General features: G+C 38.2%; 12 protein-coding genes. 3 read left to right on the forward strand and 9 right to left on the reverse strand.

Going from position 1 to position 13,218, the window contains the following annotated elements:
* Positions 1 to 144: 144 nt before the first annotated feature.
* Positions 145 to 1,725: a BCCT family transporter gene (locus tag GQR45_RS10025; protein WP_007583074.1), complete on the forward strand. Its 1,581-nt coding sequence runs from the start codon at positions 145 to 147 to the stop codon at positions 1,723 to 1,725.
* A 258-nt stretch (positions 1,726 to 1,983) separates the two neighbouring features.
* Here the strand turns inward: GQR45_RS10025 and GQR45_RS10030 are convergent, their stop codons facing one another.
* The 3 genes from GQR45_RS10030 to GQR45_RS10040 form a co-directional block, all read right to left on the reverse strand.
* The gene (locus GQR45_RS10030) at positions 1,984 to 2,694 is read right to left on the reverse strand and encodes a 3'-5' exonuclease (protein ID WP_165725804.1); all 711 of its coding nucleotides are present in this window, start codon (positions 2,692 to 2,694) and stop codon (positions 1,984 to 1,986) included.
* A 3-nt stretch (positions 2,695 to 2,697) separates the two neighbouring features.
* Positions 2,698 to 4,593, reverse strand: coding sequence for a DUF294 nucleotidyltransferase-like domain-containing protein (locus GQR45_RS10035; RefSeq protein WP_007583071.1), 1,896 nt, complete (start codon positions 4,591 to 4,593; stop codon positions 2,698 to 2,700).
* A 148-nt stretch (positions 4,594 to 4,741) separates the two neighbouring features.
* Positions 4,742 to 5,749: a rhodanese-related sulfurtransferase gene (locus GQR45_RS10040; protein ID WP_007583069.1), complete on the reverse strand. Its 1,008-nt coding sequence runs from the start codon at positions 5,747 to 5,749 to the stop codon at positions 4,742 to 4,744.
* A gap of 208 nt (positions 5,750 to 5,957) precedes the next feature.
* Between GQR45_RS10040 and GQR45_RS10045 the strand changes: the two genes are divergently transcribed.
* Complete coding sequence (locus GQR45_RS10045; protein ID WP_165725805.1) at positions 5,958 to 7,292, forward strand: DEAD/DEAH box helicase; 1,335 nt, start codon at positions 5,958 to 5,960, stop codon at positions 7,290 to 7,292.
* A complete protein-coding gene (locus GQR45_RS10050; RefSeq protein WP_024590152.1) occupies positions 7,289 to 8,122 on the forward strand; it encodes a S1-like domain-containing RNA-binding protein in 834 nt (277 codons plus the stop codon). The genes GQR45_RS10045 and GQR45_RS10050 overlap by 4 nt, the downstream gene beginning before the upstream one ends.
* A gap of 43 nt (positions 8,123 to 8,165) precedes the next feature.
* Here the strand turns inward: GQR45_RS10050 and GQR45_RS10055 are convergent, their stop codons facing one another.
* The 6 genes from GQR45_RS10055 to rpsA all read right to left on the reverse strand — a co-directional run bounded on the left by GQR45_RS10055 (position 8,166) and on the right by rpsA (position 13,153).
* The gene (locus GQR45_RS10055; protein ID WP_007583062.1) at positions 8,166 to 8,540 is read right to left on the reverse strand and encodes a hypothetical protein; all 375 of its coding nucleotides are present in this window, start codon (positions 8,538 to 8,540) and stop codon (positions 8,166 to 8,168) included.
* Between the two features lie 93 nt (positions 8,541 to 8,633).
* Positions 8,634 to 9,338 (reverse strand): orotidine-5'-phosphate decarboxylase, encoded by a 705-nt coding sequence (pyrF, locus tag GQR45_RS10060; RefSeq protein WP_165725806.1) that lies wholly within the window; start codon positions 9,336 to 9,338, stop codon positions 8,634 to 8,636.
* Positions 9,339 to 9,688: 350 nt separating this feature from the next.
* Entirely contained in the window at positions 9,689 to 10,825 is a 1,137-nt protein-coding gene (gene lapB, locus GQR45_RS10065; RefSeq protein ID WP_165725807.1) for a lipopolysaccharide assembly protein LapB, read from the reverse strand.
* 2 nt (positions 10,826 to 10,827) lie between these two features.
* Positions 10,828 to 11,109: a LapA family protein gene (locus GQR45_RS10070; protein WP_007583056.1), complete on the reverse strand. Its 282-nt coding sequence runs from the start codon at positions 11,107 to 11,109 to the stop codon at positions 10,828 to 10,830.
* A gap of 21 nt (positions 11,110 to 11,130) precedes the next feature.
* The gene (gene ihfB / locus GQR45_RS10075; RefSeq protein ID WP_007583054.1) at positions 11,131 to 11,418 is read right to left on the reverse strand and encodes an integration host factor subunit beta; all 288 of its coding nucleotides are present in this window, start codon (positions 11,416 to 11,418) and stop codon (positions 11,131 to 11,133) included.
* A 67-nt stretch (positions 11,419 to 11,485) separates the two neighbouring features.
* A complete protein-coding gene (gene rpsA, locus GQR45_RS10080) occupies positions 11,486 to 13,153 on the reverse strand; it encodes a 30S ribosomal protein S1 (RefSeq protein WP_002961176.1) in 1,668 nt (555 codons plus the stop codon).
* Positions 13,154 to 13,218 lie beyond the last annotated feature (65 nt).

Below are 13,218 nucleotides of genomic sequence, written 5' to 3' on the forward strand. Positions count from 1 at the left end.
CACTACTAGCTGTATGATCACTCTTCAAATTAGTTAGTCTTCAAATAATTATGGTATTACATTTACTTAATATTTAAAGGCTAATGTAATTCGATATAACGCCGAATTTATTTTGGCTTGTTAGGACAACTAAAGAGGTATTGCATGAAGGAAAATCATGACAAATATAGTATTGACAGTACAGACTACACTGTAGGTCAAGACAACGTACAAAAATGGGGGCTTGATATACATAACTCTGTTTTCGGCATAAGTGCCGGACTGATTGTCATTTTTTTAATCGCCATTCTTGTTACCGATCCACAAACGGCTAAATCTGCTCTTGATGGTATAAAAACAGATATTATCAATAACTTTGACGCCTTATTTATGTGGGCTGCTAATTTTTTCGTTGTTTTTTGTTTAGCGCTTATTGTTTCACCTTACGGTAACATTCGTTTAGGTGGTGATGATGCTAAACCGACTCATTCACGTATCTCATGGTTAGCTATGTTATTTGCTGCGGGAATGGGTATTGGCTTAATGTTTTGGGGCGTTGCTGAACCACTTGCTTATTATACAGGCTGGTTTGAAACACCACTGAATGTAACACCTAATACACCCGAGGCGGCAAAAGTAGCAATGGGTGCGACTATGTTTCACTGGGGCCTTCACCCGTGGGCTATTTATGCCGTTGTAGGGCTTTCGCTTGCATTTTTTACTTATAATAAAGGCTTGCCACTGTCTATTCGTTCTATCTTTTATCCTATTTTAGGTGATAGAGCATGGGGCTGGCCAGGTCACCTTATCGATATTTTAGCCGTGCTTGCAACCCTGTTTGGTCTTGCTACTTCTTTAGGACTTGGGGCACAGCAAGCTTCTGCAGGTATAGACCATGTATTTGGTACCTCAGGCGGAGTTGGTTCACAAATTTTAGTCATTATAGGTGTTTCACTTTTAGCTATTGTTTCTGTAATTCGAGGGATTGATGGCGGCGTTAAAGTACTTAGTAATGCCAATATGCTAATCGCCTTAGTTTTGCTTATCTTTGTTTTTTTAGTAGGCTTTGCTGTTTCTGTAGGTAATATCCCAACTACTGTTATGGGGTATATAGAAAATATCATCCCACTAAGTAATCCTCATGGTCGTGAAGATGAAACTTGGATGCACGGGTGGACTGTATCTTATTGGGCATGGTGGATTTCTTGGTCACCGTTCGTAGGTATGTTTATCGCGCGTGTATCACGTGGTCGTACAATTCGTGAATTCTTAATTGCGGTATTGCTTGTTCCTACTGCTGTTACTATTTTATGGATGTCTATATACGGCGGAATTGCAATTGATCAGGTAATCAACGGTGTAGGTGAACTAGGTGCTAATGGCCTAACTGAAGTACCTTTAGCTATGTTCCAAATGTTTGATGCATTACCTATGGCGAACATTTTATCATTTGTAGCAATTATTTTAGTATTGGTTTTCTTTATTACTTCATCGGACTCTGGTTCTTTGGTAATTGATTCAATCACTGCCGGTGGCAAAATTGATGCTCCAGTACCACAGCGTATTTTTTGGGCTGTGACTCAAGGTGCAGTAGCCGCTGCATTACTTTGGATAGGCGGGACTGAAGCGATTCAAGCACTTCAAGCTGGCTCTGTATCAGCAGGATTACCCTTCACTATTGTATTGTTATTTATGTGTTTAAGCTTAGTTTTAGGTTTACGAACTGAGCCTCGCTCAATTAAATAATACTTTTAATAAGTAACACTTTTACTTAGTAACAAAAGCGCCGCAATTTTTGCGGCGTTTTTTTGTTTAACTATTTAAAATCATACCAATTCGCTCAATAAAGTGATCTATTTTGTGGCAGGAAAATCGTGTCGATAGTAAGGCAAAATTTAGTTATTTAGTTATTTAGTTATTTAGTTATTCTAAATGAGAGATTTTTAACGCAGCTAGCGTCAGGTTTAACTCCAAAAACGATTAAAGTATCATTGCGTATTGGTATTATACCCACAACTCTGAAATTGGAGTATCTACACGGTAATGATGACTCAGTTGCGCTTGTAGAAGCTCGGCTGTAGCAAGCGCATCCGTTAAAGCATTATGGTTATTATATGGAGGTAATGAGTAACGCTCGCGGCAATCTGTTAATCTGAGCGATCCTAGTTTTGTGTTAAACAATCGACCTAATACTCCCTGCCTTGCTTTTAGTGCTCTTTTTTCTAGCTCCATTGTATCAACAAGTGCAAACTCAATACCTTCTTTAAGCCTCAGTAATAACGCATTATTTAAAAAATGGCGCTCTATTGCAGCGTAATGCACCACGACAACTTTACCACTTAGCGCTTCAAGTAAAGGCTCAATAATTCGGTTAAAGTCAGGTGCGTCATCCACCTCAGAGTGCGTTATTCCATGAATTAAAATAGATTCTTCATGCAGGTTACGTCTTGGTTGAACAACCCAATGCCGACTGTGTTTGCAATAAATACGCTTTAAATTAAACGGCACTAAGCCAACACTCACTATATCGTCGTTCTGGCTATTTAAACCTGTTGTTTCAAAGTCCATTGCTACAAAAGGCACATCTTCTACTGCGGCTTTATCTTGGTTATAAGCACCTGCATAAAAGTGTTTTAGAAGTTTATTTTCGGTGCTGTTGGCAAGCTCGTTGTATCTAGCTTGCCAATCAACTGCTTTGTAATTACGCGGATTCATAGGCTACTTCACACCAGAGTTTGCTGTGTAGCTAAATTTTAAATAGCTTTGTGCTTTTTCTAAAATAGCGAATGCCTCTTTCAAGTTTCGTTGCTCAAAAGGAGACAGTAAATGTGGGTCTAAGTCGTTATCAGGCTCTTCGCCCTTCTCTATTTGCCACGCTTGATGGCGAATTCGCATCATGGCAATATACTCAAGTGAATCACGTAAATCTTGCGCTTTACCCTGCGGTAATAGCTTAGCTTCAATAATATCTTCTAATCGCTCAAACGAGTTTTGTTTACGCGAACCAATAGCTAATGCGTGTACGCGTATAACATCAGAAAGTGGTGCAGTACCTCTTCGTTTTAAGTTCATTGAACGCTTATGTTGGCCGTTATGCTCCATAACAAAGCCTTTAAAAAAGCCAAGCGGTGGTGTTCTATTTCGAGCATTTGCAGCCATATTTGCTAGAAATATACGATTCACTTTACTTTGTTTCGCTATAAATATTTTAAGCTCGTCGGCCCACTTGGTTTTGCCCCACACACCGTCTAAATCAAAAAATATAGAGCTATTAAGCAGTGCTTGTGGTTTTGGCTGGGCTATCCAATCAGCAAATTGATCGAACCACTCTGAGCGAGTTTTACGCCATTTTTTAAACGACGCCATTATTTCGCCATCACAATAAGTGTAACCACACTGCGCTAAGCCATCACACACAAAATCGGCAATATTTTGAAAGTATGCGTTATGTTTTTCATCGTCGTAACTGTCATCTAAAATTAGTGCGTTATCTTGATCAGTTACAATAAGTTGCTCGTCGCGAGCCATGGAGCCCAGTGCAATAAAACAATAAGGAACGGGAGGTGGACCAAACTTTTCCTCAGCTAATACAAGTAATCTTTGTTTAAAAGTACGTCCGATAACGGCCATGGCAGTACCAATCATGTGTGAATTTGCATCTTCGTTAACCATACGGACAAATACATTGGGTAATTGGCGTGCATAATGCGCTAAATCCTCAATTGTTTGTTGAGCAAGTATGCCGCGTACAAGTAATAAGCTGCTTTGCGATTCGTAACGTAAAATATCAGAGAGCGAGATAACTCCTATAGGACGTCTTTTTTGTACTACGGGTAAATGATGGAGATTATCTCTGAGCATGGCCAGTACCGCTTCAAAAATATAGTCATTAGCATCTAAAAGCACTAAGTTAGTAGACATAATCTCTTTTGCTTGTGTGTTAAAATCAAGCCCTTTAGCCACTACTTTTGAGCGTAAATCCCTATCGGTTATTATGCCAACGACTTGTCCATCATCTTCCTCAGGATCGTCGTTTATTGGTTTATTTACATCGGTTACCAAAACTGACGATACCGCCTCTTCGGTCATTAATTTAGCGATATCTTGTATTGTAGATGTTGCATCTACGGTGACTACATCTCTGTGAATTAATGATTTTACTTTAGCGGTTGTAAGGTCATTGCCATCAGCTTGTTCAACAATAGCTTGATGTAAACGCACGTTACCATCTGTTTCAAAGTAATCAGCAAACGCATCAAACTCATCACAGTAACGATTAAATAGCTCGACATTTATACAATAAACTAACGTATCTTCAAGAGCCGTTGCAGGAAAACGCACCTTACGGTTCATCAATAAACCCATTTGACCAAATATTCCTGCGATGGCCAAACGATTGTATAGCTCACCATTTCGGCGATACATTTCTACAGAACCACTTCTAATCACATACAAATCAGATATGTCTTGTCCAAAACTTAAAATGTCTGTTTTTGCTCTAAAATAAGCAACTTCTACTTGTTGAGCTAGCTCATTAAGCGCTTTTTGAGGTAAGTCATCAAAAGGAGGATGTTGTGCTAAAAATTGTGCGATTTCAACTTGTTCGGCTTGCATAAATCCCTTCCTGTATGCGCATTAAAATGACTAAATATGTTTTGCAGATTAACACTATCATCGGAGTGTGAAAACAATTACTGCACAATTTTGGGCACAAAAAAAGAGCCTAAATAGACTCTTTAAATATAATACTTATTGTAAAAATTTATTTACCGCGCTGAGCGTCTTTTTGGGCTTTTTTGGCTTCTTTACGTTGCTGTAAAACAGCTTGAGCCTCATTACCAATATGGCCTTCGCCACGGGCTTGCGCTAATTCTATTTGCTTTTGGCGCTCCGCAAAACGTGTCCGTTGCTCGTCTGTCACTTCTTCAATACAATGATGACAAGATACACCTTCCATGTATTCAGGCTTTAACTTTTCGTCTTCTGTAATTGGCATACGGCACGCGTGGCATTGATCATAAGAGCCCTTTTGTAAGTCGTGATCAACCGCAACGCGATTATCAAATACAAAACATTCGCCTTCCCACATGGTTTCTTCTTTTGGCACTTCTTCTAGATATTTTAAAATGCCGCCTTCAAGATGATAAACTTCGTCAAAACCTTGCTCTTTCATGTAGGCCGTCGATTTTTCGCAGCGGATACCACCTGTACAAAACATCGCTACTTTTTTATGTTTTTCAGGGTCTAAGTTTTCTTTAGCCCACTGTGGAAATTCGCGAAAAGTTTTAGTATTTGGATCGACTGCATTTTGAAATGTACCAATTTCAATTTCGTAATCATTACGTGTATCAATTAAAATTACTTCTGGGTCAGATATAAGTGCGTTCCACTCATTTGGCTTTACATAGCTACCCACAACTTTAAGCGGATCTACGCCTTCAACGCCCATCGTTACAATTTCTTTTTTTAGTTTTACTTTAGTGCGGTAAAACGGGCATTCATCATCGTAAGATTCTTTTGTTACGATGTTTTTTAAATTTGGTTGCTCATCAAGCCATGCTAATAAGTTGTCTATCCCTTCACGTTTTGCAGAAACAGTGCCGTTTATACCTTCGGCAGCGAGTAGTAAAGTACCGCGTACTTCATTTGCTTCCATCACTTCAAGCAACGGCTTACGGATAGCTTCAAATTCAGGTAAACCAACAAATTTATACAGCGCACATACTACAAAGTGATCGCCCGTTACATTATCTTTATGAACAACAGTCATTATATTTCCTATTTTGCCTTATTAGCCAGTATTGGCGTTTACCGAATCGTAAATCCGGCGCATATGGGGCGCGTATTTTACGCTTTTTTAGTTTAATTGCAAAAAATAGCGCTATAGATTGGTTTTTACTGTTAGCGACCTATCTGTGTAAGCTATAATGCGCTGATAAATTTATAGACTTAATTTGCTCATTTTGGAGAAACACACATTGCAGTTTACTGATCTTGGGATTGATACACGCCTTGAAACACAACTAGCACATCAAGGGATCACCCAGCCCACCGATATTCAAGCGCATGCAGTGCCTACCGCACTTGCAGGGCATGACATTTTCGCCCAGTCTAAAACTGGGTCGGGCAAAACCTTGGCGTTTTTATTACCTGCTGTACAAAGGGTTATGAAACAAAAAGCACTCAGTAAACGCGATCCTCGTGTACTTATTGTTGCTCCTACTCGTGAGCTTGCTACGCAAGTATTTACTCAGCTGCGTTTATTAATTGCAGGCACAGCCATTAAGGCCGTAAAAATACTTGGTGGCGAAAACTTTAATGACCAAATAAAAGCACTTAGAAACGACCCACAATTCGTAGTTGCTACACCAGGGCGTTTAGCTGATCACATTACAAAACGTTCATTACAATTGAGTGGACTAGAACTGCTTATTTTTGATGAAGCCGATCGTATTTTAGATTTAGGCTTTACCGAGCAGTTAAAAATGATTAACGAGCAAGCTAATCACCGTTTACGTCAAACGTTATTGTTTTCTGCAACACTTGACCATGCTCAAGTAGATGCTCTATCACGTAACCTATTAAAAAAACCAAAGCAAATTACGCTAAGTGCAGCGAACGAGCAACATAGCGATATTAAACAAACTTTATATCTAGCCGATCACCTTGATCACAAAGAAGCGCTATTAGAGCACTTTTTGAATCAAGATGATGTTGGTCAATGCATTATCTTCACAGCAACACGTTCTGACACGAGTCGCTTGAGTGAAGCGCTTAATGCTAAAGGCTTCAAGTCTGTAGCGCTTGCTGGTGATTTAACACAAAATAAACGTTTAGATATAATGGATTCGTTTAGTCGCGAAAACTTTAAAATATTAATCACCACCGATGTTGCATCTCGTGGTTTAGATTTACTAAGTGTAACGCATGTTATTAACTTTGATTTACCAAAACACGCTGAAGAGTATGTACACCGCATAGGTCGTACAGGACGAGCTGGCTTTAAAGGTAACGCAATTTCATTAGTTGGCCCAAAAGATTGGGCAAGTTACTTAGCTATTAAAGCATTTTTAAATGATGAGTTAAAATTTGCGAGCGTAGAGGGCTTAAAAGCTAAGTTTAAAGGTTTAAAAGATAAAAAGCCTGAGGCAACGTGGGATAAATCTAAAGAAAAATCCGCCGCTGTTAAAAAGCCTGTATTTAAACGCAAAGCCAAACCTAAAAAGCCAACAGCACCAATTAAAGCACCAATGAACATTGATGGCGATACACCAATGCGCCGTAAAAAAAAGACTGAGCAGGAATTATTATGAGTTACCTAGGAACCACACAAACATTATTTGTAAAAGAAGTGAGTAACGAAGGTGCTTACTTAGATGGTCATGATTTAGGTGAAGTGTTTTTACCAAAACAAGAAATTAAACATGAGCTTGAAGCGGGCGATAGCATTAGTGTATTTATCTTTTTAGACAACGCTAACTTAGCAACTGCCACAACTAAAAAGCCACACGCACAAGTAGGTGAATATGCCCTGCTTCGCGTTAAAGAAATTAATAGTATTGGTGCATTTTTAGATTGGGGTCTTGAGAAAGATGTACTAACCCCGTTTAACGAACAAAAACCACGCATGCAAGAAGGTCACTCATATTTAGTTCGTCTGTACCTTGATAATGCAAGCCAACGTATTTGTGCATCAAACAACTTTAATCGCTTCCTATCTAAAGATGAGCCACAATATACTCACTTACAAGAAGTGGATTTAATTGTTGCTGGCAAAACAGATATTGGCTACAAGGTATTAATTGAAGAATCGCATTTCGGTGTTGTTTTTTACAATATGGTATTTAAAAGCCTATTTGTGGGTCAAAAGCTTAAAGGCTTCATTCAAAAAGTACGTGAAGATGGAAAAATTGATGTTGTATTAGAAAAGCCAGGTATGGGAAAAGTAAGTGACCTTGGTGAAACTATTATGCAAAAACTAAAAAATGAAGGTGGTGTTATCCCATTAGGTGATAAGTCTGAACCTGAAGCAATAAAAAAGATGTTTTCTACTAGTAAAGCTAACTATAAAAAAGCAATTGGTGGATTATTCAAACAAGAATTGATAGATATTGAAGCGAAATCCATTCGCTTAAGATCTTAATTATAAATAATAGGCTGTAATTACTAATATTATCTGTTTGTAATTAACCTAAAATATACTTATAAGGCAATGTACATTGCGTATATTGCCTTGAATAATCAAGCACTTCACCTTTTGACTCTAGGTTAAGCGGTGCCAAACGAAAAACCTTCTTTTCGCATTCTATTTTTTTATCATCAAGCTTAGATATGCAATCAGTTACTGTTATATGCTGAGATGTAAGTGTATCCTCATTTTTGTAACATAGGTGGTGTGCATAATCTTGCATTGTTTGTTTAAAATCGAACATATTGACAGGGTAATTCGTGATTATATCTGTTACTGATGTAACATCATCATATGCTTTATTAGAAAAAAGATTTTTATTTACTGAAAAACCCGCAACAATAATAATTATAAAACCTAATAATAACTTCAAAACAAACCCCTACTACATTTCAATCCTAATAATGTAACATAAAATACACATGAGGTAAGGGCTTTTAGCACTATATTGCTGCTTTTTGTTAAATTATTCTATAGACCTATTAACATCACTAAGCACTTTTACGGGATCATCCGCCTGAGTAATAGGTCGGCCTATAACTAAATAATCACTTCCTGCATCTATTGCTTGCTTAGGAGTCATAATACGCTTTTGATCGCCAGCATCACTGCCTTCAGGACGTATACCTGGTGTTACAAGTTTAAAGTTCTCACCTAACTCTGCTTTTAAAGCTTTTGCTTCTTGTGCAGAACACACAACGCCATCAAGCCCTGCTTCCTTTGCAAGCTTAGCTAAATATATAACTTGCTCTTGAGCAGATTTATCAACGCCTAAACGCTTTAGTTCTGTTTCATCCATGCTTGTTAATACAGTAACCGCGATAAGTAATGGCGCTTTATCGCCAAATTGTTCTAGAGCCGATTTAGCTTTGCTCATCATTTCAAAACCACCAGAAGCATGAACGTTTACCATCCACACACCCATTTTCGCAGCTGCAGTAACAGCTTTAGCTACTGTATTAGGGATGTCATGAAATTTTAAATCTAGAAAAACATCAAAACCTAAATCAATTAACTCTTTAACAAATGCAGGTCCAAAATAAGTAAACATCTCTTTGCCTACTTTAAGACGGCATGTATCAGGAGAAAGTTGTTTAACAAAGTTTAAAGCAACCTCTTGATCATCGTAATCTAATGCTATAAGAATTTTTTTTGAGTGTTCGAAAGACATGACTATCCTAATGTATGGCTATAATACCAATCCGCAATAATACTTAATCAATTTGAGGACCAAATCTGACGCTAACTGCGTTAAAAATTTCTTATATAGAACAATAATATTAAAAATTTTTTGCCTTGTTATCGACACAGTTTTCTTACCTCAAAACAGACCACTTAATTAAGCGAATTGATATAAAGTAATTGTATAAGTAGATTTAATGCAATAGTGCTAGCTGGTAATTTGAGAGAAGGTGTAGAGAAATTTATATAGACACAACATCAAAAAATTCCAACCCAGTAAACTCTCAGTTTAATTTGCTAAAATTATCATAGTTAAATCCGATATCATTTAAGGGGTTATTAAAATCCGTCTAAGCCTCGACTTGGAACAATGGTTTCCCAATGCTTACAAGAAGGGCAATTCCAATATATGGTGTAGCTTGTAAAACCGCAATGCTGACATTGGAAATCAGGTTTTGTAGCAATATAAGAGGTTACAAGCTTATCAATTTCATTAAGTACTTCTTTAGTATTTTTATTTTGGTCACCCATTAATTGCAGTAAAAAACTGAAACCACGAATAGTAGGTTGACGTTTTAAGCTATCAGTTAGAAATTCAAAGGCTTGTTTAGTGTGTCCTTGCTCAAGCAATGCTTGGCAATGTTTTATTTTAATTAATACACCGCCCTTTTCTAACAAGTCACTGACTAATTCATGAAATTGATGCGTTAAATTTAATTGTTTATAGCTGTGAGCTAGCTCATCAATAAACAACGGCGCAAACAAAGTGAATTGTGATACAAGCTCACGCCAGTAATAAATAGCTTTAACGTAATCTTCTTTCGCGTAAGCAACTAATCCTAACTCGTAAAGCGGACGTACGGCTTTATAATTTAAGCTAATCGCTTTTCTCATTAGTTGGGGTGTGTTATCACTTAAAGCTGATTCACAATAAAAATTAGCAATCGCTTTAAATTGTTGTTCTTTTGAAAATAGTTCGCTGTGGGCTTCAAACATGTTGATGCCTTTTTCCCATTCACGGGTTTGCGAATATAAAGTAATAATAGGATCTAGTGCTTCTACATGGCCAGACTTAACTAACCAAACTAAGTGCTCTTCTGCACTATCTAGTAGACCAGCCATTATATAATCTTCGGCAAGTTCTAAACGGCTAGTTGCAGCTTGTTGTTCATTTAAGCCTGGGTGTTTTAATAGAAGTTCATGAATTTTAATTGCGCGGTCTAATTCACCTCTACGGCGAAACATGGTGGCAAGTGTAGAATAGTGTTCAACAGAGTCAGCTGAAACTTCAAGCAAATTAATCAAGTGCTCTAAGCCTTGGTCTTCTTCTCTGTCGAGTAGAAACTTTAAGCCTTTGCTGTATTCAGAAGTGATCTGACGATTTAGTTGATGAGCTTGGTTTTTAGCACTGTTTTTACCCATAATCCAGCCGTAACCGGCGGCAACAGGTAATAGTAAAAACAAAAGCTCAATCATAGTTAGGTGTCTTTATTCGCGGCAAGCTTTTTTTTATCTTTTTCAGGCGCTAATTGCTTTTTTAAGCGGTAGTTTTGCCACTTTAATTGTGAAAACAATTTAAAGCTAATAAAACAACCCACTAAAACACCTAATAAAAAGCAGATACTTATTATTACAGCTAAAGGTAGAGTATTACTGGCTATAATATAATTTATTTGTACTAACTGTGGGTTTTGTGACCCTAATACAAATGCACTGATAAGGCATAGCGCAACCAGAATAATTTTTAGTACCTTGAACAAGTAACTACTCCACTAAGTTAACTAGGCAATGCTTTCATTTACGCGGTCGCGTAATTCTTTGCCTGGTTTAAAATGAGGTACATGCTTTCCTTCAAGCTCAACTGTATCGCCAGTCTTAGGATTACGACCTGTGCGAGGAGCGCGGAAATGCAAAGAGAAACTACCAAAACCTCTGATCTCAATACGATCTGAAGTAGATAATGAGCCGGCCATTTGTTCAAGAATTTCTTTTACAGCATTCTCAACATCTTTCACTGGAACGTGTGCGTGTTGTTCCGCAAGTGTTTCTATCAGTTCTGACTTAGTCATAGTGTTTCCTTAAAAAGAGATATAGGAAGGGCAAAAAATGCCCTTCCAACTAAAAACTAATTATATATTAGTCTTTTTGTGCATTTGCGAAAGCAGCTGCCATTGCGTTTTCAAACACTGGCTCTTCTTTCTTAAGCTTCTCTAGTACTTCTTTCTCTTCTGCTTCGAAAAGAGCTTTTACAGATAAGCTTAAAGTGCGGTTCTTACGATCAACACCAACGTATTTAACTTCAATCTCGTCGCCTACAGAAACAACAGTAGTTGCATCTTCAACGCGTTCTTGAGCGATATCAGCTACACGGATGTAACCTTCAACGCCTTCGATAAGTTCAACAGTTGCGCCTTTCGCATCAACTTCAGTCACTTTACCTTTAACAATAGCACCTTTTTTGTTTGCATCAAGGTAGTTATTGAATGGGTCAGCTTCGATTTGCTTAACACCTAGAGAGATACGTTCACGCTCTGGGTCAACTTGCAATACGATAGCAGTGATTTCGTCGCCTTTCTTGAATTCACGTACAGCTTCTTCGCCAGGTGTATTCCAAGAAATGTCTGAAAGGTGTACAAGACCGTCAATACCACCGTCAAGACCGATAAAGATACCGAAGTCAGTGATTGATTTGATCTTACCAGTAACTTGATCGCCTTTGTTTTGTAGACGAGCAAATTCCTGCCAAGGATTAGCAATACATTGCTTAAGACCAAGAGAAATACGACGACGTTCTTCGTCAATTTCTAAAACCATAACTTCAACAGTGTCGCCTAAGCTAACAACTTTTGAAGGATGGATGTTTTTGTTAGTCCAATCCATTTCAGAAACGTGTACTAAACCTTCAACGCCTTCTTCGATTTCCACGAAACAGCCGTAATCTGTAAGGTTAGTAACACGACCAGAAAGTTTAGAACCTTCTGGGTAACGACCAGCGATAGCTGCCCATGGATCTTCACCAAGCTGTTTAAGGCCTAGAGATACACGAGTTTTATCTTTGTCGAATTTTAGAACTTTAACTGCGATTTCGTCGCCAACATTAACGATTTCTGAAGGGTGCTTAACACGCTTCCAAGCCATATCAGTAATGTGTAGTAGACCATCAACACCACCAAGGTCAACGAATGCACCGTAGTCAGTAAGGTTCTTAACGATACCTTTAACTTCTTGGCCTTCAACAAGGTTAGCAAGAAGCTCTTCACGTTCTTGTGAGTTTTCAGATTCGATAACTGCACGACGTGAAACAACAACGTTGTTACGTTTTTGGTCAAGCTTGATTACTTTAAATTCAAGCTCTTTGCCTTCAAGGTGAGTTGTGTCACGTACTGGACGAACATCAACAAGTGAACCAGGTAGGAAAGCACGGATTGAATCAACTTCAACTGTGAAACCGCCTTTAACTTTACCGTTGATAACACCAGTAACAGTCTCTTGCTCTTCACATGCTTTCTCAAGACGGATCCATGCTTCGTGACGCTTAGCTTTCTCACGAGAAAGAATAGTTTCACCGAAACCGTCTTCAATTGCATCTAGTGCAACATCTACTTCGTCGCCTACAGCAACTTCAAGTTCACCAGCAGCATTTTTGAACTGCTCAGCAGGGATAGCACTTTCTGATTTAAGACCAGCATCTACAAGTACAATGTTATTCTCGATAGAGATTACTGTACCTTTAACGATAGAGCCTTGCTCTGCTTCAAAACCCTTTAAGCTTTCTTCAAATAACTGCGCAAAATTTTCTGACATACGAATATACGTCTCATATATTAATACCAATAAGCAACCATGCTGCATGGGGTTGTTAAAATAGC

It is taken from the genome of Pseudoalteromonas sp. SA25, assembly GCF_011378705.1.
Classification (GTDB): domain Bacteria; phylum Pseudomonadota; class Gammaproteobacteria; order Enterobacterales; family Alteromonadaceae; genus Pseudoalteromonas; species Pseudoalteromonas arctica.

Coding starts and splice junctions, on each gene's coding strand:
- GQR45_RS10025 (WP_007583074.1), top strand. CDS start 145: ATGAAGGAAAATCATGACAAATATAGTATTGACAGTACAGACTACACT.
- GQR45_RS10030 (WP_165725804.1), bottom strand. CDS start 2,694: ATGAATCCGCGTAATTACAAAGCAGTTGATTGGCAAGCTAGATACAAC.
- GQR45_RS10035 (WP_007583071.1), bottom strand. CDS start 4,593: ATGCAAGCCGAACAAGTTGAAATCGCACAATTTTTAGCACAACATCCT.
- GQR45_RS10040 (WP_007583069.1), bottom strand. CDS start 5,749: ATGACTGTTGTTCATAAAGATAATGTAACGGGCGATCACTTTGTAGTA.
- GQR45_RS10050 (WP_024590152.1), top strand. CDS start 7,289: ATGAGTTACCTAGGAACCACACAAACATTATTTGTAAAAGAAGTGAGT.
- pyrF (WP_165725806.1), bottom strand. CDS start 9,338: ATGTCTTTCGAACACTCAAAAAAAATTCTTATAGCATTAGATTACGAT.
- lapB (WP_165725807.1), bottom strand. CDS start 10,825: ATGATTGAGCTTTTGTTTTTACTATTACCTGTTGCCGCCGGTTACGGC.
- ihfB (WP_007583054.1), bottom strand. CDS start 11,418: ATGACTAAGTCAGAACTGATAGAAACACTTGCGGAACAACACGCACAC.
- rpsA (WP_002961176.1), bottom strand. CDS start 13,153: ATGTCAGAAAATTTTGCGCAGTTATTTGAAGAAAGCTTAAAGGGTTTT.